Source organism: Lactiplantibacillus sp. B652, assembly GCF_023806745.1.
GTDB lineage: Bacteria > Bacillota > Bacilli > Lactobacillales > Lactobacillaceae > Lactiplantibacillus > Lactiplantibacillus pentosus.
In genome coordinates, this window is record NZ_JAMSKY010000001.1 from 24,475 (window position 1) to 48,991 (window position 24,517).

Genomic DNA, 24,517 nt, shown 5'->3' on the forward strand with positions numbered 1-24,517 from the left:
GGTTTAAACCTCCGTCGTTAAAGCTGATAAGACTTGCGTGATCGTGGCAACGCCGGCTAATAAGTCGTCGGGTTGCATCACGATTGGCGGCAGCAGGCGTAACGTATTATCCCCAGCCGATAGTGTCAATAACCCGGCTGCTTGTAATTGGGTGATGACCTGGCTGACGGGCAGCTGCTCGTCCAAATGAATCCCGACCATCAAACCTTTACCCGTCAATTGTTTGACGACTGGTAATGGGGCCACCTGAGTCTCAAGCGCGTGCCACAAGGTTGCGGCGTGGTCACGAACTTCCGCTAACAACTCGGGGGTCAATTGCGTCAAAACACTGTTTGCGGCCGCCATTGCGAGGGCGTTGCCCGCAAAAGTCGAGCCATGGCTACCCGGACCAAACGCGCTCGCGAATTGCTTGCGGCCAACCATTGCGCCAACCGGAATCCCGTTTGCTAACCCCTTCGCAACCGTATAAATGTCGGGGTCCAGGCCGTAACCTTCATACGCCATCCGGTAACCGGTCCGGCCGATGCCCGTCTGAACTTCATCGATGATCAGTAAGACGCCGGTTGCCTGACATTTCGCATTAACGTGTTGTAACCAGGCTTGTTCACCCGCGTAGACGCCACCCTCACCTTGGACGACTTCTAGAATGACCGCTGCTAAGTCCGGAGTGATTTGTGCTAGCGCCGCCTCATCGTTGTAAGGGGCAAAACTAATTCCTGGGACCAATGGCGCGTAACCGGCTTGAATATGGGGATTGCCCGTCATCGACATTGCACCATAAGTCCGGCCGTGAAAGGAATGTTGGAAGGCTAAGATATTAGTCTTCCCCGTATATTTGCGGGCGAGTTTGAGCGCCGCTTCGTTGGCCTCGGTCCCGGAATTGGCAAAATACACCAACCGGTCTTCACCATGGGCCAATAAGCCGGCGACTTGGTCCTGCAAGTCATTTTCATAGAGATTTGACGTATGCCAGATATGCGTCAATTGCTCAGCGACCGCTTGTTGGATCTGGGGTTGATGATAGCCAAAGTTACAGACCCCGATACCGGCCGTGAAATCTAAGTATGTGTTGCCGTGATTGTCCGTCAAGTGAACGCCTTGACCGTCTTCAATCACAAATGGGAACCGTTGGTAAGTTGGAAAAACGTGTTGCATGGTCATACGGCCACCTCCTGAATAATTGCTGTACCGGGACGATCAATGGCATTCGTAATGACTGCCTGCTTGACACCGGTCTGAATTGCGGCGATTGCCGCGCGTACTTTGGGTTGCATGCCCGCCGTGATAACGGCCGTTTGAATCAGTCGCTGGGCCTGATGAGGCGAAAGTGACGTCATCAAATTGCCATGGTGCATGATGCCGGGAACATCCGTCAACAAGACTAATTTTTCTGCGTGTAACTGTTGTGCTAGGACCGTCGCCGCCATATCGGCATTAACATTCAACCACTGCCCATTTTCTGTGAGGGCCAGAGGTGCCAAAACGCCAATGTGGTGAGCCAACAGTTGACTGAGCTGATTGTCGTCGACTGCCGTGATGCGGCCAACATAACCCAACTGTTGGTAATCGACAAGTTTCCCCGTCAACAATTGATTATCGGCAGCATTCAGTCCGAGTACTGGTAGTCCATGTTGACTGAGTTGACTCAGCAATGCGGGTTGCGCATCCCCTAACAGCGCTAGTTTGGTCAAATTAAGGGTAGCGGCATCCGTGACACGCAAGCCGTTGACCTTTTTGACTGGCAGGGCCAATTCATCCGTCAGCTGCGTGATCATTGGGCCGCCGCCGTGTACGATCAGTAGTTGATAATCTTGGTCGAGCCAGTGCTGTAACTGGGTAAAAAACGTCGGTTGTAGTTGGTGGATCGCCTGCCCGCCAATTTTAATTACGATTAACTTTTGCATCATGTGACAGACCTCCGTTTAAGTATGGTAGCTGGCGTTGATTTTGACATAGTTGTAAGTCAGGTCACATCCCCACGCCTGTCCACTGGCCGCGCCATGGTGTAAATCGACGTCAATCATGATTTGGCTGTCATGCAAGGTCCCTTGAACGGCGGCTAGGTCAAAATCGACCGCTAAACTGTCCTGAACTAGTGGAATCCCATTCATTTCAATATCGACCGTGTCGATGTCAATGTCCGCATCGGTCGCGCCAATCGTACTGATGATCCGGCCCCAGTTCGGGTCTTCGCCAAAGATGGCGGCTTTCACGAGGTTGGAACCCACGATGGCCTTGGCAATCTTTTGACCATCTTCATCCGAGGCCGCGTGGGTCACGTTACATTCGACTAACTTGGTCGCCCCTTCACCGTCCGCCGCAATTTGTTTGGCGAGTTGCCCTAAGACATAGTGCAAGGCTTGATTAAAAATGTCATAGTCGGTGGTCCCGGGTTCTAAGCTGGGATTATCGGCTAACCCGTTGGCCATCGTTACGACCATGTCATTGGTAGAGGTATCGCCATCGACCGTGATTTGGTTAAAGGTCGAATCCACGTTGGTACTTAACATGCTTTGGAGCACGTCGCCGTCTACCTGGGCATCGGTCGTGACAAAGCCGAGCATCGTGGCCATCTTCGGATGAATCATCCCGGACCCCTTGGCAAATCCGGTCAGCGTCACTAAATGGCCACTCAATTCACACTGCACACAGACGGTTTTCGGATGTTTGTCGGTCGTCAAAACGGCGTAGGTCACGGCATCGCTCTTAGTCGGTGTCAACTGTGGTAAGCCATTTTGTATTTTATCCATCGGTAACTGGGCACCAATCAATCCGGTCGAGGCCACTCCAATCAAGTCAGGGGCAACGGCTAGTTTATTGGCTAGCCAAGTTTGTTCTTGCAAGGCATTTTGCCAGCCCTGCGCACCGGTACAGGAATTGGCGATGGCGCTGTTCAACAATAAGCCCTGTAACTGATGATTGTGGTCGATCATCTGCTTGGTCAGCTTAGTAGGTGCCGCCTGAAACTGGTTCGTGGTATACGTTCCAGCCGCACTGGCAGGCACTTTTGAAAACAACCAGCCGAAATCTTTCTTGTGCCGACGCAGCCCAATATGAATGCCATCACTGTAAAACCCATTCGGCCACTGAAAAGCGACCGTTTCAAATTTCGTATTCGTTAAAACTTGCATCTGAATAACTTCCTCTCTTATGGAACTACCGGACATGGAAACTACGGGTCATAGAACGACGAGTCCATGCATCCAAGAGTCCTAAAACTAGGGTCATAAAACTAGAGTCATAAAGCGACGAATTAAGGGAATACGGGTAATGTCGGTAGCCCTGCCGTCACGGGTAACTCAAAGTAACGATTGAAGTTTTGAATCGCCTGACCCGCTGCCCCCTTCATTAAATTGTCGATGACGCTGACGACCACGATCGTATTGGTGACCGGATTATAATCGACCCCTAACGCGCAGTTGTTCGACCCAACGACGTCTTTTAAGGTCGGCATGCCAGTTGGTAAGACTTGCACGAACGGTTGCGCTTGATAGCTGTCATTAAACGTGGCCTGAAGTTGCGCCGTCGTCAGTGGTTGGTGGGCCTTGGCGTAAATTGTGGCCATGATGCCACGTGTCACGGGAATCAGCGTCGTTGTAAATTCGATGGCCGGAACCGCTGACCACCATTGCTGCAATTGCTGCATGATTTCTGGAATGTGCTGATGCTGGTTTAATTTGTATAAACTCAAATTATCATTCACGGCAACGTAGTGACTACTATCCGTCGCACGTTTGCCCGCCCCAGATAACCCCGACTTGGCATCGACGACGATCGAGGTCGGATCAATCAACTGATGCTGGACGAGCGGTGCTAATCCTAATAGCGTCGCCGTTGCGTAACACCCCGGATTAGCAATGTAGGTCGTCAGGGTGGCCGGTATATCTGCTAAACCGTAACTCGCCTGCGCCAACGCTGCGGCCGGAGCGGGCTCACGATGATACCAATGTTGATACTGTTGTGGGTCATGTAGTCGAAAATCACCAGACAAATCGATGACTGGAAAATGTGCTTCAATTAATGGTAAGGCGAGCTGCCGGGTGATTCCCGCCGAAGTGGCGAAGAAGACGACCGCATCGTCGCGCATAATTGTAGCTGCATCGAATGGTCGAATCTCAGCCGTTTCTTCCTGGTACATCGTGGCAACCGTCTTTAATGGAACGGTCGCCGCATCCGCATGCCCGTATAAGTGGATCTCATCAACTTGCGGGTGTTGCTTCAAGAGTCGGTACAACACCATGCCACTGTATCCCGTAACGCCAACTAGCGCGACTTGCATATAATCACCTCAAATATTCAAAAATAGTTTTCAAATCGCATATTCATGCAACGAGTATGCTTCACACTATATTCTCATTATTTTTAAAACGCAAGCTTTTTTGAAAAAATATTCAAATTAATTCAGTATATTGCATAAAATTAACTTTATTCAGCCATTTATACAGTTATTTTGTATTTTTAATTGACATTCGTTTTAAAATGCTGTTTACTTATCCCATTAACTAAAATGAAATTTTAACCAAATCATCAGAAAGGGTGCGATTGGGATGAACAAATACTTAACTTTAGCGGATGGCACACAGTGGATTGGAACGGCGATTGGGGATTGCCAATTAGAGACGTCCGGACAAGTCGTCTTCAATACGGGGATGACCGGTTATCAAGAAACGCTGACTGATCCGTCCTACTTAAATCAAATGATTGCTTTTACTTACCCCTTAATTGGTAACTATGGCATCGACCCGACCGTTGCCCAGGCACCGACCGTGGGCGCACAGGCGATTATCGTTCATGAACTTGCGACTTTTGAGGATCATTATACGAGCCGTCAATCACTGGCCAACTTCTTAACGACCCACCATGTTGCGGGCATTGAAGGCATCGACACCCGCGATTTGACGATTCATATTCGGCAGACAGGCACGCAGATGGCAATTTTAAGTAACCAACCCGTCAGCGACTTTAATGCCAAACTCGCCACACTACCGGCCCATCATCTTAACGCCGCGCCACTACCAGCCGTACCAGCATCAACATCTAAGCCGCGGATCGCAATCCTCAATTTTGGTGAGAAAGCCGCGATTACGGCTGAGCTTCAGGAACGGGGCTGTGACGTCGTTGTACTCCCCGCCATGACTAGTCTCAAGGCAATTGCCGCCTACCATCCAGACGGTATCTTACTCTCCAACGGCCCCGGCGACCCCACTGACTACGCCGCTTGCCTGCCAACGATTCGCCAGTTAGCGCACCAATATCCACTCGCTGGCATTTGCCTGGGACATCAATTGATTGCCCTCGCATACGGCGCTCAGACTTACCAATTACCATTTGGGCACCACGGGATGAATCATCCGGTGCAAGCCTGCGTTGATGGCAGCGTCATGATGACGTCGCAAAATCACGATTACGCTGTCGACCCAGCTTCCATCAAAGCCACCCCGCTGATGGTCACCCATACCGAACTGAACGACGGCAGTATTGAGGGGCTACGGCTGCCGCATCAAGCCGTCATGTCCGTTCAATTTCACCCCGAAGCCCATCCGGGGCCCAAAGAAGCGGGTCAATTCTTCGATAATTTCTTACTAACGATTCAAAAGGAGGCCGTCGTTAATGCCTAAAAACACTAAAATCCATTCCATCGCCGTCATCGGGTCCGGTCCAATCAAGATCGGTCAAGCGGCCGAATTTGACTACGCTGGCACTCAGGCTTGTCTCAGTCTCAAAGCGGCTGGCTACCATGTAATCCTCATCAACTCGAACCCGGCCACCATTATGACCGACACAACGACGGCCGATGAAGTCTATTTACAACCACTAACGCTCAGTAGTGTCACCAAAATCTTACAAGCGACCCGTCCCGACGCCTTACTTCCCACACTTGGCGGGCAAACCGGCTTGAACTTGGCGATGGCACTCGACCAGGCGGGTGTTCTGACGGAGTTACACATTCAACTCTTAGGCACTTCGCTGGCGACCATCAATCAAGCTGAAGACCGGGCCGCCTTCAAAGCGCTGATGAATCAACTCCAGCAACCGATTCCCGCTAGTACGACGGTTCACCACGTGGCTAGTGCGCTGAAGTTTGCTGAAAAAATCGGCTATCCAGTCATCGTGCGGCCAGCCTTCACGCTCGGTGGTTCTGGTGGCGGGATCGCCAATAACGCCACCGAATTAACACAAACGTTACAACGGGGACTCACCATGTCGCCGGTCAACGAATGTCTGATTGAACAGAGTATTGCGGGTTATAAAGAAATCGAATTCGAAGTGATGCGTGATAATCAGGGTGACAAAATCATCGTCTGCTCAATGGAAAACTTCGACCCTGTCGGCATTCACACGGGCGATTCTATCGTCTACGCTCCCGTTCAAACGCTGACGGATACTGAATATCAGCGATTGCGGACCGCAGCTTTAACGATTGTCGAAGCCCTAGATATCAAGGGCGGCTGCAACGTCCAATTAGCCCAAGACCCGGCCAGTCAGCAGTACTACGTCATCGAAGTCAATCCACGGGTCAGCCGTTCTTCTGCTTTGGCTTCCAAGGCGACTGGCTATCCAATCGCCAAAATCGCTGCGGAAATTGCGGTCGGACTGAATTTATCTGAAATCAAAAATCCAGTCACTCAAACGACCTACGCTGCCTTCGAACCAGCGCTCGATTACGTCGTCGCCAAGATTCCCCGTTTTGCTTTCGATAAATTTCCGACGGCCGACGCCCATTTAGGCACCCAGATGAAAGCGACCGGCGAAGTGATGGCCATCGGGTCGACGCTTGAGGAAGCGACCTTGAAAGCAATTGCCTCATTGGAAACCGACTCGACTGTTCAGACGACCTTAAAGCCGAATCACCTCGTCACCACTGCTGAATATATCGATCAGCTGACGCATCCGACCGACCAGCGACTCTTTTATCTGCTTGGTGCGTTCCAGGCGGGCTGGCCACTCGCTAAACTGGCCGAATTGACCGGCATCACCCCGTTTTTCCTGAGCAAATTGCAACACATTACGACACTTATCCAGGATTTAACCCACAGTGCGACAGCCAGTCATCTATTAGCCGCTAAAAAATATGGTTTGAGCTTGGCTACCATTGCGCATTACACGCACCAACCGCTCGCCACCGTTGCGCAATTGACTGCTGATTTACCATTCGTTTACAAAATGGTCGATACCTGCGCCGGCGAATTTGCGAGCGTCACGCCGTATTTTTACAGCACCGCCTTTGGTCAAACCAATGAGAGTCAAGCACTCGGCCACAGTATTCTCGTACTTGGCTCGGGTCCGATTCGAATCGGGCAAGGTATCGAATTCGACTACACGACCGTCCACTGTATCAAGGCGATTCAGCAAGCGGGTTACCACGCAATCGTGGTCAATAACAATCCCGAGACCGTTTCGACCGACTTCTCGACTTCGGATAAGCTCTACTTCGAACCGCTGACCATCGAACGGTTAATGCCGATTATCGAACTTGAACAGCCAGTTGGTGTCATCGTTCAATTTGGTGGTCAAACGGCCATCAACCTCGCCCAACAGTTAACGGAATGCGGCGTTAACGTTCTCGGGACGAGTGTTGCTGCGACGGACCTGACCGAAAATCGGCAAGACTTTGCGGCCTGTTTGCAACAATTAGACATTGCTCAAGCTGCCGGCACCACCGTCACTGATTTTGACGGTGCACTCAAAGCCGCCGAAACCATCGGCTATCCACTGCTCGTACGTCCGAGTTTCGTGCTGGGCGGCCGGGCAATGGCCATCGTGCATGATGCTCAGGAACTCACGCCGGTCATTAAATCCGCAGTCGCGGCGGGTCATGGCGCCCCTATTTTGATGGACCAGTACTTAGCCGGGACCGAATGTGAGGTCGACGTGCTTTCTGACGGCACGCACTGCTTCATTCCCGGAATCATGGAACATATCGAAGGGGCTGGTGTGCACTCTGGTGATTCGATCACGGTCTATCCGCCCCAACATTTGTCGGCCACGGTCCAAGACCAAATTGTCACCATTGCCACCAAACTCGCCCAACACCTACACTGTATCGGCATGATGAATATCCAATTTGTCGTCACCGACAAGGTCTACGTCATTGACGTCAACCCACGGGCCAGCCGGACGGTACCATACATGAGTAAAGTGACGCACTTGCCGCTTGCCCAACTTGCGACGCAACTGATCCTGGGTCAAACGTTCGCCGACCTCGGACTGCAGCCAGGATTACTGACGCCACAGCCCAATCAAGTCGCCATCAAAGCCCCCGTCTTTTCGTTCAACAAGCTGCCCCAGACGCCGGTCGTCCTGAGTCCAGAAATGAAATCGACGGGCGAAACGCTGGGCGTTGGTCCGACTTTTGGCGCCGCTTGGCACGCAGCAATGGCCGATAGTTACCAAGTCAATGACTGGCAACCATCCGCTGGCATTATCACCGACAATGCGACCTTAACGCATGCTGGTGTTCAAGCTTTGTTGAAAACTCACGACGTACCAGTCACGACCATCCACGACGCTAGCGATTGGGATGCAACCACTACTGCAATCGGCTTCACGCTTGACGACCAACCACATAATCCCGTGGCAACAGCCGCGCTCAACCACGGTCAACCGCTCATCACAGCCATCGACACTTTAGCGACACTCCTAACCGTCGTACCTGCGCCGGTGCGGGCTTAGTTGTTACGTTATTAAGTTCAAAAACCGCCAGCTGAGGACCGCTGGAAACAGGGCAGGTTTGCGTAAAATTGCTGTTGTAGAGACGCCCTACACCGGCCTCCAGGCATTCGAAAGGCAGGCATGTGTGGACCCAACTTTTGATGGACTGGTCGCTGATACTCAGAAACCAGTTATTTTGATAATTAACTGTAAGACTTGTTTCTGATAATTGCTGAATCAGCATACTCATGTTTGACTTTCAGGAGTCAGTAACATTACAGAACATGTGGCACATCGTCTCTAGTCGCCCGAGATGAAAAAAGTCCCGAACGCGCAACGACTGGAAATGAACGAATAATACTCAAGCAAGAACCTGAGTCTTCGAATGCGACAACTCATTTTCGATACTGACTCAAAGTTTGCCTGAAGGACTAGCCACTTAATATTCAGTGGCCAATTGCACCTAATTCGGTGGCCGTTCATCCGCCATTCGAGCGGTTTCCCGACTGAAGGGGCTGGCTGACAATGCTCAAGGGCGAAGTTCTTCTTGTCCGGGTGGTCTTCCCGGGCTAGAAGAAGACTCGTATTTGAAATTGCGCAGTGATTTTCTGCGTGAGTTCAAATCGATGTCCGCCCTGTTCCAGCGTTGTCAGCCGGCCCCGGAAGTCGGACTAAGGAGATCAACGGCTGACGAACAGCAATCCAACTCTTTTAACCATGATTCATTGCGAATCAATTCCACAAAGCAAAAAAATGCTGCTCAAGCGCTTAGTCATTAGCTAAGTCGCTTGAGCAGCATTTTTAATTAGCGGGCCGCTTGTTCGTCACGGGCACCGAAGTTTAGTTTATCTTGAATTTGATGACGGAAAGCCGCAAAATCGGCACTGACGCGCGAGCGCGGATGCGGCAGCGGATTGGTCACGATTTCTTTGATGCGTCCGGGGCGCGGTGTCATGACAATGATGCGGTCACTCAAATAAACGGCTTCATCGATGTCATGTGTCACTAAAATCATCGTCGTCTTGGTCTGTTGCCAAACACGTTCAATAACATTTTGAATATCCGCGCGGGTGAAGGCGTCGAGTGCGCCCATCGGTTCGTCCAGTAATAATAATTCCGGATTCATGATAATCGACCGGGCCAACGCCGCTCGTTGCGCCATCCCACCTGAGACTTGGTGCGGATATGCGTTTTCAAAGCCCGTCAGTCCCATCAAGTCAATATAATGTGTCACTAACTGGTGGTCGAAGTGCCGGCCGCGAGTCACTTTCAAGCCAACGCTAATGTTCTCTTTGATGGTCGCCCACGGAAAGAGGCTGCCGTGCTGGAAGACGTAGCCCCGCGAATAATCCGGGCGCGTAATCAATTGGTCGTCGATTTTCAACTGGCCACTAGCAGGCTGGTCCAATCCTGAAATGAGCCGCAACAGCGTGGTCTTGCCACAACCTGAAGGTCCGATAATGGCGATAAATTCACCCGGATCGACCGTAAAATCAATATCGTCTAACACGTCAATTGAACGACCAGTGTTGTCCGCCAATCGCTGATTGACATGTTGTACTGTCAGTAATCCCATAATTGCCAAGCTCCTTTCTAGTGACTACTGTCGCGCCAACGCAAGCAGTAATCTTGGACCTTCGTGAACACCGCAAATAGCACTGAAAATAGAATCGCCATAATCACGATGGCCGCGTAGACCTGGGTATAGTTACCGGTATCTTTGGCCCAGTTGATAAACCAACCCAGCCCAACTTTGGCGCCAATCATTTCAGAAATCACTAGCATGGTGAAGGATAGGCCCATCGCCGTATAAACGCCGGTAAAAATACTCGGTAAGGCACCTGGTAACACGATTTTGCGGATGATTTGCCACTCGCTAAAGCCCAAGGTCCGGGCAGATTCAAAGTATTCCTTGCTGATCCCTTGGACCCCACCAATCGTCATAAACGCTACCGGGAACCAGACGGAAAAGGCAATCAAGAAGACTTCTGCCATGTAGCTGGTCGGGAAAATCACCATTGTCAGTGGCATCCAAGCTGCAGCCGGAATGATCCCAATAACTTTTAGGTACGGGAAAGCCCAGTAGTTAAACTGCCGATAACGCCCCATCCCAAGACCGAGCAAGATTCCCAGCAACGTCCCAATCACAAAGCTGATTAACCACAAGCCCAGCGATGAGAGTGTCGAGGCCCACAACAAGGCCGCGTTTTCACGCATCTGGTCTAAAATCTGGGCAAAACTAACGAAAAATGGTTGTTCCAAGACCGCAAATTTCTGTGTCAATAAATCTTGAACAATTAATAAACCGCCTAACGAGACGTTTAATTGCGCGAAATGGCCGTTGTACCGGCGAATGCGGCCATGGGTCACCGTCCCGATGATCGTCACCAGCAATAAGTAGGCAAAGTACAGGCCTAAGAACCAATGATAAGTCTGATTATTAACATATTCTTGTGCCGTCACCCATTGATTTTCAAAATACGCGAGGGCAACAACAATTAAGCTGATAATATTCCAGGTCAGGTGCCACGGCTTCCAGTAACGCCCGGTCGTCTTGGTGGCCTGCGCAGCCTTTTTACGACTCAATTGGACTGCTGTGATTTGCATGTGATTCAACCTCCTTCAACTTAATCCTTTGACAAGTCTGGGTACCAGTAAGCTTGCTTCAGTAACTGTTTGTTGTTCGTGTTCTTCTTCAAGTAACCGGCTTGCTTCAATTGCTTGATGTAGTAGCTTAAGTCTTCCTTACCGGTCTTCAAGTTCAATTCAAAATGTTCATCCTTCAAAATCTGAGTGACGTTCTTGACGTTGATAAACTTGGTCTTTGAAACGTAACCCTTGTTCAACTCAATCTTGGCCGTTTCTTCTGGATGCTTGTTGATCCAGGCAGCCGCTTGTTTGTATGACCGAACGATAGCCTTCGCCTTGGCAGGATTTTCCTTGATCAACTTGCTTGAGAGGTAGAGGTAGCAGCAAGAACCCTTTGATTTCATGCCCATGGCCGCCATCTTGGCATTGCCACTATTGTTGTTATTGTCGATGATCGTCTTGAAGCCATCTTCGCGTTGCGCTTGATAAGCATATGGATCGACCGTCCCAATCGCATCGACCTGACCCTTTTCAGCGGCTTTTGCGAGCAAATCAGTACTGTAAACCTTCCACGTCACGCCCGTCTTCGGGTCGATGCCCGCATGTTGTAAGGCAATTGACGTCACGTACTGTGGTGTGGACCCCTGTGCCGGAATTCCAATCGTCTTACCCTTCAAGTCCTTGACACTATTGATTTTGGAATTCTTCGGAACTAATAATTTGATACAGCCTTGGTGAATCCCCCCGACCGCTTTGATTTGTGCGCCATTTTGAATCGCTGGTAAGTACTGAAAATCACCATTTTGTGCATCGTATTTGCCACTCGCAAAGCCGGCTTCCAAGTCACTGATGTCCCGCGGATTGGCGACTAACTTAGCCTTGAGGCCGTTCTTCTTGAAGAACCCCTTCTCATAGGCGATATAGTTAGGAGCGTTACAAATCGACCCATCCTTCGCAGGAATCGTAATCTCCCCATACTTATAAGTCTTGGAAGCACCCTTGGTACTGGCGCTGCTACTCCCACAACCCGCTAACACCGTTCCCAGTGCAATAAAACTCAACAACCCGAAAATAAGTCCCTTTTTCCGCATATGCGAAACCTCCCAAATAAATAAAATAAAAAAATCGCCCCCACTGCCGTGTTGACAGAAGGACGATTACTCGCGTTACCACCTTTAATTCGACTATTTCTCACAAAATAGTCCTCATCAGGTACGTCAATCTCACTGAATTGAGATACCCTTGTCCGCTATCGGGGACCACCGTCAGTACTTAATCATTCGGCACTGAATGCTCCAAGACCATTTTCAACTGTGTCCGCATACCGGCTTGCACCTGCCCCGGCTCTCTGTGCTGCGTCCAACTAGCTTACTTATCCCATCACCGCATGTGAATCATTAGAATATAATTAGATTATAGTCTTAAGTTCACACTTGTCAACCTAATTTTTAAATCAAAGTTTAGATGCAGTCAAGCCGCTAGCATTCAGTTATCAACTGACACAAGCTGTCTTATCTGGGATAAGGGCAGCTTAGCTTAGCTGTAAAAATCACCGTTTAAATTAAAACAAAATGAGCGTTTTATCTAAGCCTGTTTCTCCGTAATCGGCAGTGTGGGGATCTCACTGAACAAAATCGGGACGGTCTCCACGGTGACTTCTGAAAATTCCAGGCCAAACCATTTGGCAGGCGTCGTCGCGTATTTCTTGATCGCCAACTTAGTTTCGAGCACCCACCGGTCTAATCGGGATAAGCGGCTACTATTCGTCAACTTTTCCTCAATGATGACGAAGCGGAAATCGCCCACGTCACGTCCCGGTGTCACGGAATACGTCTGTTCCTGTGAGGCTAACCGTCCTGAAGCCATCAAATCACGGACGATCGTGCGCAGGTAGCGGTTGATATCCTGGCGTACGCGGAATCCCAGGTAGAGTTTAACCATCACCACGTAATCGGTAGCGAGTGTATCGACCTTGTATTCAGCGGTATACGGCTCATCGGTGATCGTGACGTTGACGAACCAGTAGACATCCGCACGTTTTGGCCACTTGTCCAGAATCGAATACAAGACCTGCCGCTCCAATTGGTCCCCGTCCATACGGCTCGTTAAGAAGACGACATTGGTTTGGAACTTATCGATCGTTTGGTCATCACGCAAACGGGCCAGCTGCGGCTTGTACTGACTCAGGCTGAGCGGTTGGCTGTGCTGCTTCACCAGTTGTTCACCGCGATACCAGATGGCCATCACTAAGAAAATCAGTAGCGCCAGCCCGACAGCCACGTAGCCCCCGTGCCAAAATTTGGCGGCACTAGCCACTAAGAAGATGCCTTCGATCACCGCAAAGAAAGCGGTCAGACTGCCGGCACCGAGAATCGGCACTCGTTTTTGGCGCATATAGGCGTAAATCAGCGTCGTGGTCATGAGCATCGTCAGTGTAATCGCTAATCCATAAGCGGCTTCCATCTTTTCACTAGTTTGAAAGAACAGCACGAGCGAACTCGTCACGACCCAGAGACCCCAGTTGACGGCTGGCAGATACATCTGACCGACCGCATTTCCGGGATAAGTGGTGAACAGTCGTGGGAATAACTTGAGCCGAATCGCCTCACTGACCAGGGTAAACGACCCACTGATCAGTGACTGCGACGCAATAATCGCGGCGACCGTCGCAAAAATAACGGCAGCCATCGTTAAATTAGCTGGTAACATGGCAAAAAACGGATTAACGTTACCCTGCCGCGCCTGTCCGGGGCCTAAAATCCAAGCGGCTTGTCCGAAGTAGCTCAACAGTAAGCAGATTTTGACATACGGCCAACTCAACCGAATATTGGTCTTACCGACGTGCCCAAGGTCGCTATACAACGCCTCCGCCCCCGTCGTTGCCAGAAAGACGCTCCCTAAGATCAAAATGCCGACTTTATTGGCGGGACTAATCAGTAACATGTCGGCATAGTAGGGATTGAGCGCCCGCAAAATCGTCCAATCGTGCGTCAAGTTCAGGAGCCCACTCAGGCCTAGAAAAGTGAACCACGCGAGCATGATGGGTCCAAATAGTTTACCAATCGTATTGGTGCCGAAACGTTGCAACATGAACAAGCCCGTAATAATCGCCAACGTGATAATAATGATGGCTTGCTGGCCCGTCCCAAAGAGTTGCACGTAAGCTGGCACATCACGCAAGCCTTCAATGGCCGTCGTCACCGTCACCGCGGGGGTCAATGCCCCATCGGCTAATAGTGCGGCACCACCAATCATCGCCGGTACCACCAACCAGCGGGCCCGGTGCCGAACTAATGCGAATAGGGAGAAAATACCACCTTCACCATGATTATCCGCATTGAGCGCAATCATCACGTATTTGACCGTTGTTAGCAGCGTCATCGTCCAAAACACTAACGAGACCGCCCCTAACATAAAAGTTTCATCAACGGCTTGAAGACCGCCTTGACCGGTCACGATTGCCTTCATCACGTAGAGGGGACTCGTCCCAATATCGCCATATACCACGCCCATCGCCACTAACAGACCGGCGGCGCGGCGCTTACTTAACTGCGTCTGCTTACTCATGATTCGCCCATCCTTTCTACACCATCTGCGGGTGACTAATTGGTTCCGTACTCTGGGTCCAATTAGCTTACCTAACGCCTAGTGAAAAGGCAACCATAACGCAATCGCTATTCAGGGCTTGGTAGCTAGCTGGCAGTCGGTAGGCAGTTGCTACGGCGATGGGACTGAATGATGACTAATTTGGCTGTTAGTTTGGTCAGTGGCCTTTTGAGCTCAAGCTGATTCGTCGGTTAAATTTGCAAGTGTGACTGGTGTACTGGATGGCGTGATTTAACCGACCTCACTATCAAAATGCGACAGACACCGGTAGTTCCAAACCGGATTACCAGCAACAGTCAACGGAGAATGAAAGTAGCCGCCGTCAGTGACCAAGATTTTTACTTGATTGCCAACAACTATTATCACGCCAACATAAAAAAGCGTCTCAAAACAAGTGACCCATCGACGCCAAAAATTATAGTGCTAGCCAAAAAAGGCCACTGATTCAGCAATTACTCTGAATCAGTGGTCCGCATTATTAACCTCGGTCATCGCACCGAAATAGCTCAATTATGTAAATAATTTATCCCCATCGATTGACTATGATTGGAACGTGCGTTGTGGCCGTCGTCGTGTTCGGTCAGCTAACCCGATACTAATTTGTAACGCATTATCAACTCGGCGCATCGTTTGGTCATCCAAGTGCGTGACCCGATCTTTAAGCCGTTGCTTATCAATCGTTCGAATTTGCTCTAACAATACAACCGAATTTTTTTCAATCCCCGTGTGGGCAGCGTTAATGTTCACGTGGGTGGGCATTTTCGCTTTTTGAACCTTGGCAGTAATTGCTGCAACAATCACCGTGGGACTGTAATGGTTACCGACATTATTTTGTACGATTAGCACTGGGCGCATGCCCCCCTGTTCGGAGCCCACGACTGGTGATAAATCTGCATAGAAAATATCACCACGCTTAATGTCAGCTGCAGCCATCGCCTCATCTCCCTTTATTCGATACCCAGATAACTGATAGTGCCCCAATATAACTATCTTGCTACTCATGATAGCATGAATCATTCACTTTTAGCAACCGTTTACCAATTTAATCCAAAGACTAATTGGTAGAAATGGCCTCACCTTATGTCTAGAGGGTGTTACCGAAGTAGATTTTTCTAGTGATTTAATGTCAAACACAGCCCGCAAAAATCAGAGCAAGTCAGTATAAACCTGCACTGATTGGTTCGTCCTGCACTGATTTCCAGGCATTTCTGCAAACGTTGGCAGTCAGCACAGGATGCCCGAATAGTCACCCATAATCCTGATTCCCTAATTATTTAAAAATAAAAAGGCTCCAAAAAGTCAGCGCGACTTTTTGAAACCAATATTCACTGAGTTGTCAGCGGTATTTCGATTTTAATATCTTAAATGTTAGTCTAATCAATGTAAACGCGTGGCACCCGTGTGGCAAGTCCACAGGCAATTTCGTAGTGAATCGTGCCACAGTAATCCGCAATATCTTGTAACGTAATCGTGTTGTCGCCATCCGTCCCAACTAGCGTTACCTTGGCACCGACAGGAACCTCATGGGGTAACCGAACCATTAACTGGTCCATGCAGACCCGCCCAACGATTTCACAAAATTCGCCATCAACTAAGACGTGAAAGCCTTGGAGTCGGCGTTCATAACCGTCAGCGTACCCAATTGGCACCGTCCCGATCCATTCATCCTGGTCAGCCGTATACGTGGCGCCATAACTCACTGATTTACCGCGAGCAAGCCGCTTCACAAACGTCAACTGAGCGGTCAGAGACAGCGCTGGATGCAGTGGGTATGGGGTGCTGAGTTCCCGGCCAGACGGGTTCAGTCCATATAAGGCAACACCAAACCGAACCATATTACCGTTGCAAGCCTGATGCCACAAACTCGTCGCAGAATTCGAAACATGCACATACTTTGGCAGTTCATCCACTGCCGCAATCAGCTTCTTCCACTGGTTCAATTGGTGCGTAAAGTACGTGTCATCGGCTTGGTCCGCCGTGGCAAAGTGCGTAAAGATACCTTCAAAATCAAAGGGTGACTTCGACTGGCGAAGTGCTGCGATCGCCTGAGCTAATTCGGCAGGCGTTTGAAAGCCGATGCGGCCCATACCAGTATCTAGTGCCAGGTGAACGTGTAACGGTGTGACGACCTCGTTAGCCGTCAAAATTGCGGCCGCTGTTTTGAGCCACTCCTGCGTTCCCACTGCGAGCGAGATGTCTTTTTCTGCCGCTAGCGGTGCAAATTCAGGTTCTGTAATGCCCAACACTAAGATGGGTTCGGTGAGCCCAGCAGCCCGCAAGGCCAGTGCTTCATCCAAAATAGCGACACAAAAACCAGTCGCACCGGCTTCCTTAGCTGCCTGTGCCACTTGGATGATGCCGTGGCCGTAACCATTGGCTTTAACAACTGCCCAGAGTTCCGTTAGCTCATCCTTTTGCGCCATTTCTGCACTAATATTTGTCTTAATTGCCTGCAAATCAACTGTGACTTGCGTGTGGCGGTGTTCCCCAATTACAACCATCACAAATTGCCTCTTTCCAATATAACTTGTGTCATGACGAACGTATCCGTATGCGAAATTGAGACCCAGGCCGGCCCATCAAATGGATGCCGCGTAATCTCAGGTTTGCCATGCTGATTATCTAAAATTTCAATATCTTGAAACCCAACCGCAGCACCAATGCCAGTCCCGTACGCCTTACTGTAGGCTTCCTTGGCTGAAAAACGTCCTGCCAAAAATTCAATTTGCCGTTTTAGCGGGTAACGTGCAAACACCGCTTGTTCAGCGGGAGTGAGGACCTTTTCAGGTAGCTTCAATCCCTTCGCCAAAATCGTCTGAATCCGACTTAGCTCAGTTAAATCGATCCCGGTCCCATAAATCACGCTGATCCCCCCTCTTTTACTCATTAACATGATTCATTGTATCAACGGCAATCCACCAGTTGAATTCTATTTCAATACTTAAAGTCAAAGGCGGCCAGCTTCCATTGAATTAGGCACTAATCTTCAGCTAATCCTGTCGACATTCGAATATCATAAATCATCATAAATATTATTTCAAAGTTTGCCTGAAAGACCAGTCGCCTAATATCGATGGTCAATTGCACCAAAATAAGTGGTCGTTCATCCGCCATTCGAGTGGCTTCCCGACTGGAAGGGCTGGCTGACAATGCTCAAGGGCAAAGTTCTTCTTGTCCGGGTGAATTTCCCGGGCTAGGAGAAGACTCGTATTTGAAATTGCGCAGTGCTTTTCTGCGTGAGTTCAAATCAATGTCCGCCCTGTTCCAGCGTTGTCAGCCAGCCCTGGAGGTCGGATTAGGACGCCTCAGCGGCTGACGAACAAGCCATCTACTTCCCGTTCTTGCAATTCCAATTAACAACAATCAAACTAACTTTTCCGTCGCTTCAGGTTGATGTTTCCAATTTACCACAGCTACCGGTTGGATAAAAGGGGCAGTGCACGCAATCTTTTCACGTCAACATGAGTAATCGTTGTCTACAGGTTAAAATTTAGAAGACGCCGGTCATCGCAGTCAGCCACTATATCCAATACCGTTGCGTCCCTCACTCGATTTTAGCATTAATGCCAACAAAAAAGGCCGAGCCTGCGCTCGACCTTTGGGCTTAACGGAACATTAAGCCGATTTAATTTGTGAGTTGACTTTAATCATTAGTCCGAATCGTGTAGCTCCGCTTACTGCTTTGCTTCCGACCGTCATCATGATTCCGGTTGTTGCTCCGGTTGTCGTCACGGCTACGACTCTTGTAACCGTTGCTCTTACGATCGCCACGACCATTGCGGTCACGATCGCGATTACGACCATTGTGTGAGTAGCCACCACGGCCGTTGCCATGGCTGTTGTTCCGACCACGGTTACCGCCACGATAACCACCACGACGGTTGTTACCGCCGCCCTTATGACGAGGTAATGGCCGTTCTGGCGTAATCTTAACAGGAACAGCGGAAGCATCGTCCTTGGTCAAATCATTTAACAAGGCCGCAACTAAGTCAGTCGCATCATACTTCTGCAAGAGTTCAGCAGCTTGTGTAGCGTACTTATCAGTTGAAGTCTTCGCAACCAACGTATCAACGTCCGCTTCGGCAGCAGCCAATTGGCCAGCAAAAGCTTCGGATTCAGTTGGTGGCTTCAATGGTAACATCCGCTTCTTGGTCAACTTTTCGATGACCCGCAAATATTCCATTTCGTTTGGTGTGACGAAGGTCAATGAGACCCCTTTATGTCCGGCCCGGCCAGTCCGGCCAATCCGGTGAACATAACTGTCAGGATCTTGTGGAATATCATAGTTGTACACGTGGGTCACACCAGAAACGTCTAGTCCCCGGGCAGCCACGTCAGTCGCAACTAAGATATCCAACTTACCAGCCTTGAATTGACGCATGATTTGCGTCCGCCGTTGTTGACTTAAATCACCATGAATCCCAGCAGCGTTGTAACCACGTGCTTCAAGACCCTTAGATAATTCGTCGACCCGGCGCTTGGTCCGACCAAACACGATGGTGAGTTCAGGTGCCTGAACATCGAATAACCGAGTCATGATGTCGAACTTTTCAAATTCTTTGGCCTTAACGTAATATTGATCGACCGTGTCGGCAGTCATTTCTTTCGACTTGATCTTAACGTGGTGCGGTTCCTTCATGAACTGCACACCAATCCGTTTGATTTCTGGTGGCATCGTTGCGGAGAACAGCATTGTTTGACGTTCATCCGGCACTTGTTTGATGATTGATTCGATGTCTTCCAAGAAACCCATGTTTAACATTTCGTCAGCTTCGTCAAGAACTAACATCTTGACGTGGTCTAATTTGACCGTTCCACGACGAATGTGGTCAAGTAATCGACCAGGTGTCCCTACGATAACTTGAGGATTTTGTTTCAGATTTCTGATTTGGCGCCGAATATCAGCACCACCGTAAACGACTTGGACCTTGGCCCGTTCGTCTTTACCTAAACGGAAGATTTCTTCCTGAGTTTGGATGGCTAATTCACGCGTTGGTGAAACCACCAAAGCTTGAATGTTATGGTTGTTAAAATCCAAGCGTTGTAAGATTGGCAATGCAAACGCGGCGGTCTTCCCAGTACCGGTTTGTGCTTGGCCAATCACATCTTTGCCTTCTAGCACCATTGGAATGGTTTCGGCTTGAATCGGGGTCGCTTCTTCGTAGCCGGCCCGCTGAACTGCTTTAAGTAGGCTATCGGATAAGCCTAGTTCTGTAAACTTCAAATATGTTTCCTCCTAAGGATGACACCATGGGATTACTGACAGCTAGGAAAAAATCCGTTTCCCGTGAGACGCTGTCATGTAAGCCAACGGTCTGACTTTCAAATGGTACAACTGAATTATCATACACCGGTTATTCTAAATAAGCAAGCAAGGCCCCCGCAATGATAAGCGTTGAAATGACGTGTCAAAATTCATGTTAGCGTCACCATTACCTAGTCACCGCGAGGGCCTCTTAATTTAAATGGTTAAAATTTTATTTTTCAGGTGCGGCTTGCAAGGCAGCCAAGACATTTTCGAGATGAATGCCGTGACTCCCCTTCAATAGGACTTGATCATCAGCTTCAACCGCTGCCGTTAAGGCGTCAATCAGTTGCGGCTGTTGAGCCGTCGCGTAGTAGTGGATACTACCAGCCGGGTACTTGTCTTGCAAAACTTCCGCCAAGGCCCGCATGTGTTCACCATTCAAGTACACACTTTGAATCGTGGCAGGATCTAATTCGCTTGCCAGACTCATGTGTAAGGCGTCCGATTGGTCACCCAATTCAAGCATGTCTCCTAAAACGGCGATGCGCTTGCCCTTGGTCGGAACGGCTGCAAATGCGGCCAACACACGCCGCGCAGCAGTTGGGTTGGAATTATAAACATCACTCAAAATAGCTTCGCCACGTTCACCCGTCAGCCATTCCGTCCGATTCTCAGTTGGCACGAAGCTCGCAATAGCTTGTTGCGCAGCGGCTGGTCGAATATGGAACGTATCACCAACTAAGAGTGCAGCCAAGGCATTGTTGACGTTGTAGGCGCCCATCATTGGAATCGTGTAAGTTGCATCCGGCCACAAGCTCGCTTTGAACTGTGTCTGAGCGCGACTGGTCGTGATTTCACTACCCGCTAAGGTGTTCGTCGCATCTAGTCCAAAGGTCCGTTGATGTTGACTCACTTCTTTGGCCCGTTCTTGTAATAGCGGTTCATCACCATTAAAGATGAAGGTCCCATCTTCTTTGAGTCCATGGACGATTTCTAACTTGGCATCCGCAATCCGGTCACGCGTGCCGAAGAATTCAATGTGCGCTTCACCAATCATCGTAATCACCGCAACATCTGGTTGGACTAAGCGGCTGAGAAAGTCGAGCTCGCCAAAATGGTCCATGCCCATTTCGACCACCACGACCTCGGTGTTGGGTTCCATACTAAGTAAAGTGACCGGCACCCCAATCTGGTTATTGAAGTTCGCATGCGTTTTGGTGACGTTAAACTGCGTACTCAGCACACTGGCAATCATGTCCTTGGTCGTAGTCTTCCCATTACTGCCCGTCACGGCGACGACCTTCGGATTGATTTTTTGTAAGTAATACTGACCCAGTTGTTGTAACGCGGTCAACGTGTCGGCGACCATAATCACCGGGATACTTTCAGGAACATTGTCGGCGTGGTCGCTGGCCCATAAGGTCGCAACGGCCCCGTGCTCGATTGCACTTTGAATATATTGATGACCATCATTGGCACCCATCAGCGGTATGAATAAATCCCCCGCTTGCAGGTGCCGGCTATCAAACGCCACTCCCGTTACATTGACGTCGGGCCAAGCCTGTTCGGCATTGACCGCTTCAACGGCCTTGGCAATTTCGGCAACTTGCATCTTCATATCGATTAAACTCTCCATTCATGGTGACCACTGTTCGGCCACCAACTTCTGACTAAGGTTCCACTTGCTCGAATCGTAGCCCCAATTCAAGCTACGCGCAATAAAATTATACCACTTTGACTACGGGTACTCTACGGTCAGGCTGAATTAGGCGACAATTCGGTTTGAGCGTCTAGCCCAAAAACGCCCGCTAAGACTTAGCAGGGCGTTCATAATCAACTTTTTAATTGAATCATATTACTGTTTTAATCTGCGAGCATCCAGACGAGCTGCCTGGACCGCCGCTGACGACTTGTTGCCACGATAGCGTATGCGTGGTCGCTGGTGGTTGGCCCGCTGACCTACGAATAGCTGTCATAGCGCATCCGCCCGACCGATACTGGTGTACTGCTGGCAACTCTTAGCCTCACACTGACCAGGCTTCACAGCTACCAATTAACTGATCACTATAAGTGTGGCTCAAAGGCCGTCTCATCATGAACTTGTAGCGCCCAGGTGCCAGAGTTCAAGTTGAATTTGAGCGTGGCCACGTTATGGGTCCGTCGATTCTCTCCGCCCCGCGCTGGGTCAAAGACTTCGATCTCATTCCCCGTCGTCTCCGTATGCACAGGCACTAGCAATTGGCGTTGGCGAACCATCGACTGATCAAAATAAATGAACAGTCCATCTGGCATCAACGCGACTAACTGCTTTAAAATTGCTTCGGGAACTCGAGGAACGCTGAGCGAACGCATGAACATCCGCCGACCGCGGTAAGCAGCCAACGTGTGGCGAACGATTGCGGCACTCAAAATATGGCTGAACGCCGAAATATAATAGAAGTATAGCTTGATACCACCGTTGCGCTGTTCCAAGAAAACGTAGCGATTGCGCAACTTATAATTAAATGGCGACCGAATTGGCCGATCCATGTGGCCTAAATAGAGCAATTCGGCAATTTCGGTGGCCGTCAGAAAGTCTAAGTCACCGACCTCATCATAGTCCAGCCACTTAACGGGTAACGAGTGACTTTGGAGCATGTAACGCCGAATTTCATTTTCATCATTAATGACGTTCAATCCGGTATGGGCATTGACCGCATGTTCGTTGTCATCAACGCCCACTAACGAAACTAAGTTCGCTGGGAGCCGCTTAATACCGTGTACAAAATCGCTCTGGTCGATTCCATAGGCAAAGACAAGATTATCCAGTTTTTCCAAATTGGCGTAAATATATTTGCGTTGCAACCGTCTCACTCTTTCAACTTTCTATTTAGTTTTATTATAAGCCGTTATTAACCTCAGCGCATTTTTTTATTACATATTTTTTAGGCGGGCAATTCGGTCAGCCATCGGTGGGTGCGTCTCAAAGAGGTGCGTCCATGATTTCTTAGCCTTGAACGGGTCGGAGATATACAACGCGGCACTGCTAGGATCCGCTTGTTGCATCGGCTGACTGTCGTCGATTTTTTCTAACGCATTGATCAGGCCCAGTGGATTACGCGTGAGTTCAACACTACCCGCGTCCGCCAAGTATTCGCGGTTCCTAGACAGGGCCATCTGCACCAGACTAGCGGCTAACGGAGCCAGAATGATGACGACCACGGCAAGCACCATCAATAGGGCTTGGGCGCCGTTACTATCGCGATCATTATCACGACTGCGCCGACCACCGCCCCACCAAAAGGCATTCATGCCCCAGTTGACTAACAGGCTAATGGCCGCCGTTAAGGCCAGTGCAATCGTCTGTAAGCGAATATCGTAATTACGCACGTGACTCATCTCGTGGCCAATCACGCCTTCCATCTCTTCACGATTCAACCGAGCCTGAATCCCAGTAGTGACCGCGACCGCAGCGTGTTCCGGATTATTACCGGTCGCAAACGCATTGGGGCTCTCATCGTCAATGATAAACACGCGTGGCATCGGTACTTTGGCCACCAGTGCCATGTCCTCAACGATGTGCCACAACTCAGGATCATCATCCGCATGATGTAACTCACGCGCATGATTCATATTCATGACGATGTCCGTCGACTGACTAATCATGAGTAACATATAAAAGCCGGCCGCAATCATGGCAATGATCAGTCCAGCCAGCGAACTGTTGAAAAAGACATAGCCCACAGCGAGGCCGATGACGGCCAGTAAAACGACAAAAGCGGCCATCACGTATACCGTGTGCCGCTTGTTGCGGGCAATTTGCTCAAATAACATGGGCGTAACCTCTAATCTTCAAATGAAACAGTTGGTGCTGCTTTTTCAGCTTCAGGGACCGTTAAGAATTCAACGTCCTTAAAGTGATGAATTCCCGCAATGATATTGGATGGGAATTGTTGTAACTTCATGTTATAACTAGCGGCACTCGAGTTAAATAATTGCCGTGAATACGCAATCTTATTTTCAGTATTCGTTAACTCTTCCATCAGCTTGCCAAATTCTTGGTTCGCTTTCAAATCAGGATAACTTTCAGCTAAAGCAAAGATACTCTTCAACGAATTTGTTAATTGATCCGAAACTGCCATGGCCTGTTGGTGATCGCCACTTGGAACTTGCGTTAATTGGTTCCGTAACGAAATGACCTCAGCCAAAGTGCTCTTTTCATGCTTGGCATAGCCCTTGACCGTATTGACCAGATTAGGAATCAAATCCGTCCGCCGTTTGAGTTGCACGTCGATTTGACTCCAGGCTTCCTGCGTATACATCCGCGACTTCACTAAGCCGTTATAAATAACCACGTAGATTGCGATCAAGACTAAAATGACCGCCACGATAATTAAACCAACCATCAATAGACCCCCTCTAAATTAGATAAACCTGAAACAG

At 49.6% G+C, this 24,517-nt stretch carries 19 protein-coding genes and 1 other annotated feature; of the genes, 2 read left to right on the top strand and 17 right to left on the bottom strand.

Features of this window, described 5'->3' with window-relative positions; genetic code table 11:
• Positions 1-3: 3 nt before the first annotated feature.
• The 4 genes from MZO40_RS00090 to argC all read right to left on the bottom strand — a co-directional run bounded on the left by MZO40_RS00090 (position 4) and on the right by argC (position 4,279).
• On the bottom strand, positions 4-1,161 hold the full coding sequence (locus tag MZO40_RS00090; protein ID WP_105919893.1) for an acetylornithine transaminase: 1,158 nt from the start codon (positions 1,159-1,161) through the stop codon (positions 4-6).
• Complete coding sequence (argB, locus tag MZO40_RS00095; protein ID WP_050338336.1) at positions 1,158-1,904, bottom strand: acetylglutamate kinase; 747 nt, start codon at positions 1,902-1,904, stop codon at positions 1,158-1,160. Before argB ends, MZO40_RS00090 begins: the two co-directional genes overlap by 4 nt.
• Positions 1,905-1,922: 18 nt before the next feature.
• Positions 1,923-3,131 (bottom strand): bifunctional glutamate N-acetyltransferase/amino-acid acetyltransferase ArgJ, encoded by a 1,209-nt coding sequence (gene argJ, locus MZO40_RS00100; RefSeq protein WP_105961269.1) that lies wholly within the window; start codon positions 3,129-3,131, stop codon positions 1,923-1,925.
• Positions 3,132-3,253: 122 nt separating this feature from the next.
• The gene (gene argC, locus MZO40_RS00105) at positions 3,254-4,279 is read right to left on the bottom strand and encodes an N-acetyl-gamma-glutamyl-phosphate reductase (protein ID WP_105961268.1); all 1,026 of its coding nucleotides are present in this window, start codon (positions 4,277-4,279) and stop codon (positions 3,254-3,256) included.
• A gap of 268 nt (positions 4,280-4,547) precedes the next feature.
• Between argC and MZO40_RS00110 the strand changes: the two genes are divergently transcribed.
• Both MZO40_RS00110 and carB read left to right on the top strand, forming a co-directional pair.
• Complete coding sequence (locus MZO40_RS00110) at positions 4,548-5,618, top strand: carbamoyl phosphate synthase small subunit (protein ID WP_056953130.1); 1,071 nt, start codon at positions 4,548-4,550, stop codon at positions 5,616-5,618.
• Positions 5,611-8,673 (top strand): carbamoyl-phosphate synthase large subunit, encoded by a 3,063-nt coding sequence (gene carB, locus MZO40_RS00115; RefSeq protein WP_105961267.1) that lies wholly within the window; start codon positions 5,611-5,613, stop codon positions 8,671-8,673. The genes MZO40_RS00110 and carB overlap by 8 nt, the downstream gene beginning before the upstream one ends.
• Positions 8,674-9,457: 784 nt before the next feature.
• Here the strand turns inward: carB and MZO40_RS00120 are convergent.
• From MZO40_RS00120 to MZO40_RS00175, 13 genes are all read right to left on the bottom strand, one after another.
• Positions 9,458-10,228 carry an ABC transporter ATP-binding protein gene (locus MZO40_RS00120; RefSeq protein ID WP_050337711.1) on the bottom strand — a complete coding sequence of 257 codons (771 nt, stop codon included), beginning with the start codon at positions 10,226-10,228 and terminating at the stop codon, positions 9,458-9,460.
• A gap of 17 nt (positions 10,229-10,245) precedes the next feature.
• Positions 10,246-11,259: an ABC transporter permease gene (locus MZO40_RS00125; RefSeq protein WP_252133029.1), complete on the bottom strand. Its 1,014-nt coding sequence runs from the start codon at positions 11,257-11,259 to the stop codon at positions 10,246-10,248.
• A gap of 20 nt (positions 11,260-11,279) precedes the next feature.
• Positions 11,280-12,332: an ABC transporter substrate-binding protein gene (locus tag MZO40_RS00130; protein WP_003637690.1), complete on the bottom strand. Its 1,053-nt coding sequence runs from the start codon at positions 12,330-12,332 to the stop codon at positions 11,280-11,282.
• Positions 12,333-12,387: 55 nt separating this feature from the next.
• Positions 12,388-12,634 (bottom strand) — a binding site (T-box leader).
• A 191-nt stretch (positions 12,635-12,825) separates the two neighbouring features.
• On the bottom strand, positions 12,826-14,808 hold the full coding sequence (locus tag MZO40_RS00135; protein WP_252133030.1) for a KUP/HAK/KT family potassium transporter: 1,983 nt from the start codon (positions 14,806-14,808) through the stop codon (positions 12,826-12,828).
• Positions 14,809-15,387: 579 nt separating this feature from the next.
• On the bottom strand, positions 15,388-15,780 hold the full coding sequence (locus MZO40_RS00140; protein ID WP_003637688.1) for a type II toxin-antitoxin system PemK/MazF family toxin: 393 nt from the start codon (positions 15,778-15,780) through the stop codon (positions 15,388-15,390).
• Between the two features lie 440 nt (positions 15,781-16,220).
• Positions 16,221-17,348: an alanine racemase gene (gene alr, locus MZO40_RS00145; RefSeq protein WP_252133031.1), complete on the bottom strand. Its 1,128-nt coding sequence runs from the start codon at positions 17,346-17,348 to the stop codon at positions 16,221-16,223.
• On the bottom strand, positions 17,348-17,710 hold the full coding sequence (gene acpS, locus MZO40_RS00150) for a holo-ACP synthase (protein WP_003637679.1): 363 nt from the start codon (positions 17,708-17,710) through the stop codon (positions 17,348-17,350). Before acpS ends, alr begins: the two co-directional genes overlap by 1 nt.
• 116 nt (positions 17,711-17,826) lie before the next feature.
• The gene (locus MZO40_RS17330; RefSeq protein ID WP_260197764.1) at positions 17,827-17,961 is read right to left on the bottom strand and encodes a hypothetical protein; all 135 of its coding nucleotides are present in this window, start codon (positions 17,959-17,961) and stop codon (positions 17,827-17,829) included.
• A 529-nt stretch (positions 17,962-18,490) separates the two neighbouring features.
• A complete protein-coding gene (locus MZO40_RS00155; protein WP_003637678.1) occupies positions 18,491-20,071 on the bottom strand; it encodes a DEAD/DEAH box helicase in 1,581 nt (526 codons plus the stop codon).
• Between the two features lie 253 nt (positions 20,072-20,324).
• Complete coding sequence (gene murF, locus MZO40_RS00160) at positions 20,325-21,713, bottom strand: UDP-N-acetylmuramoyl-tripeptide--D-alanyl-D-alanine ligase (RefSeq protein ID WP_101874079.1); 1,389 nt, start codon at positions 21,711-21,713, stop codon at positions 20,325-20,327.
• A gap of 446 nt (positions 21,714-22,159) precedes the next feature.
• Positions 22,160-22,948 (bottom strand): hypothetical protein, encoded by a 789-nt coding sequence (locus MZO40_RS00165; RefSeq protein WP_050337716.1) that lies wholly within the window; start codon positions 22,946-22,948, stop codon positions 22,160-22,162.
• A 60-nt stretch (positions 22,949-23,008) separates the two neighbouring features.
• The gene (gene htpX, locus MZO40_RS00170; protein ID WP_003637675.1) at positions 23,009-23,908 is read right to left on the bottom strand and encodes a zinc metalloprotease HtpX; all 900 of its coding nucleotides are present in this window, start codon (positions 23,906-23,908) and stop codon (positions 23,009-23,011) included.
• An 11-nt stretch (positions 23,909-23,919) separates the two neighbouring features.
• Positions 23,920-24,480 (bottom strand): LemA family protein, encoded by a 561-nt coding sequence (locus MZO40_RS00175; RefSeq protein ID WP_003637674.1) that lies wholly within the window; start codon positions 24,478-24,480, stop codon positions 23,920-23,922.
• Between the last annotated feature and the right edge of the window lie 37 nt (positions 24,481-24,517).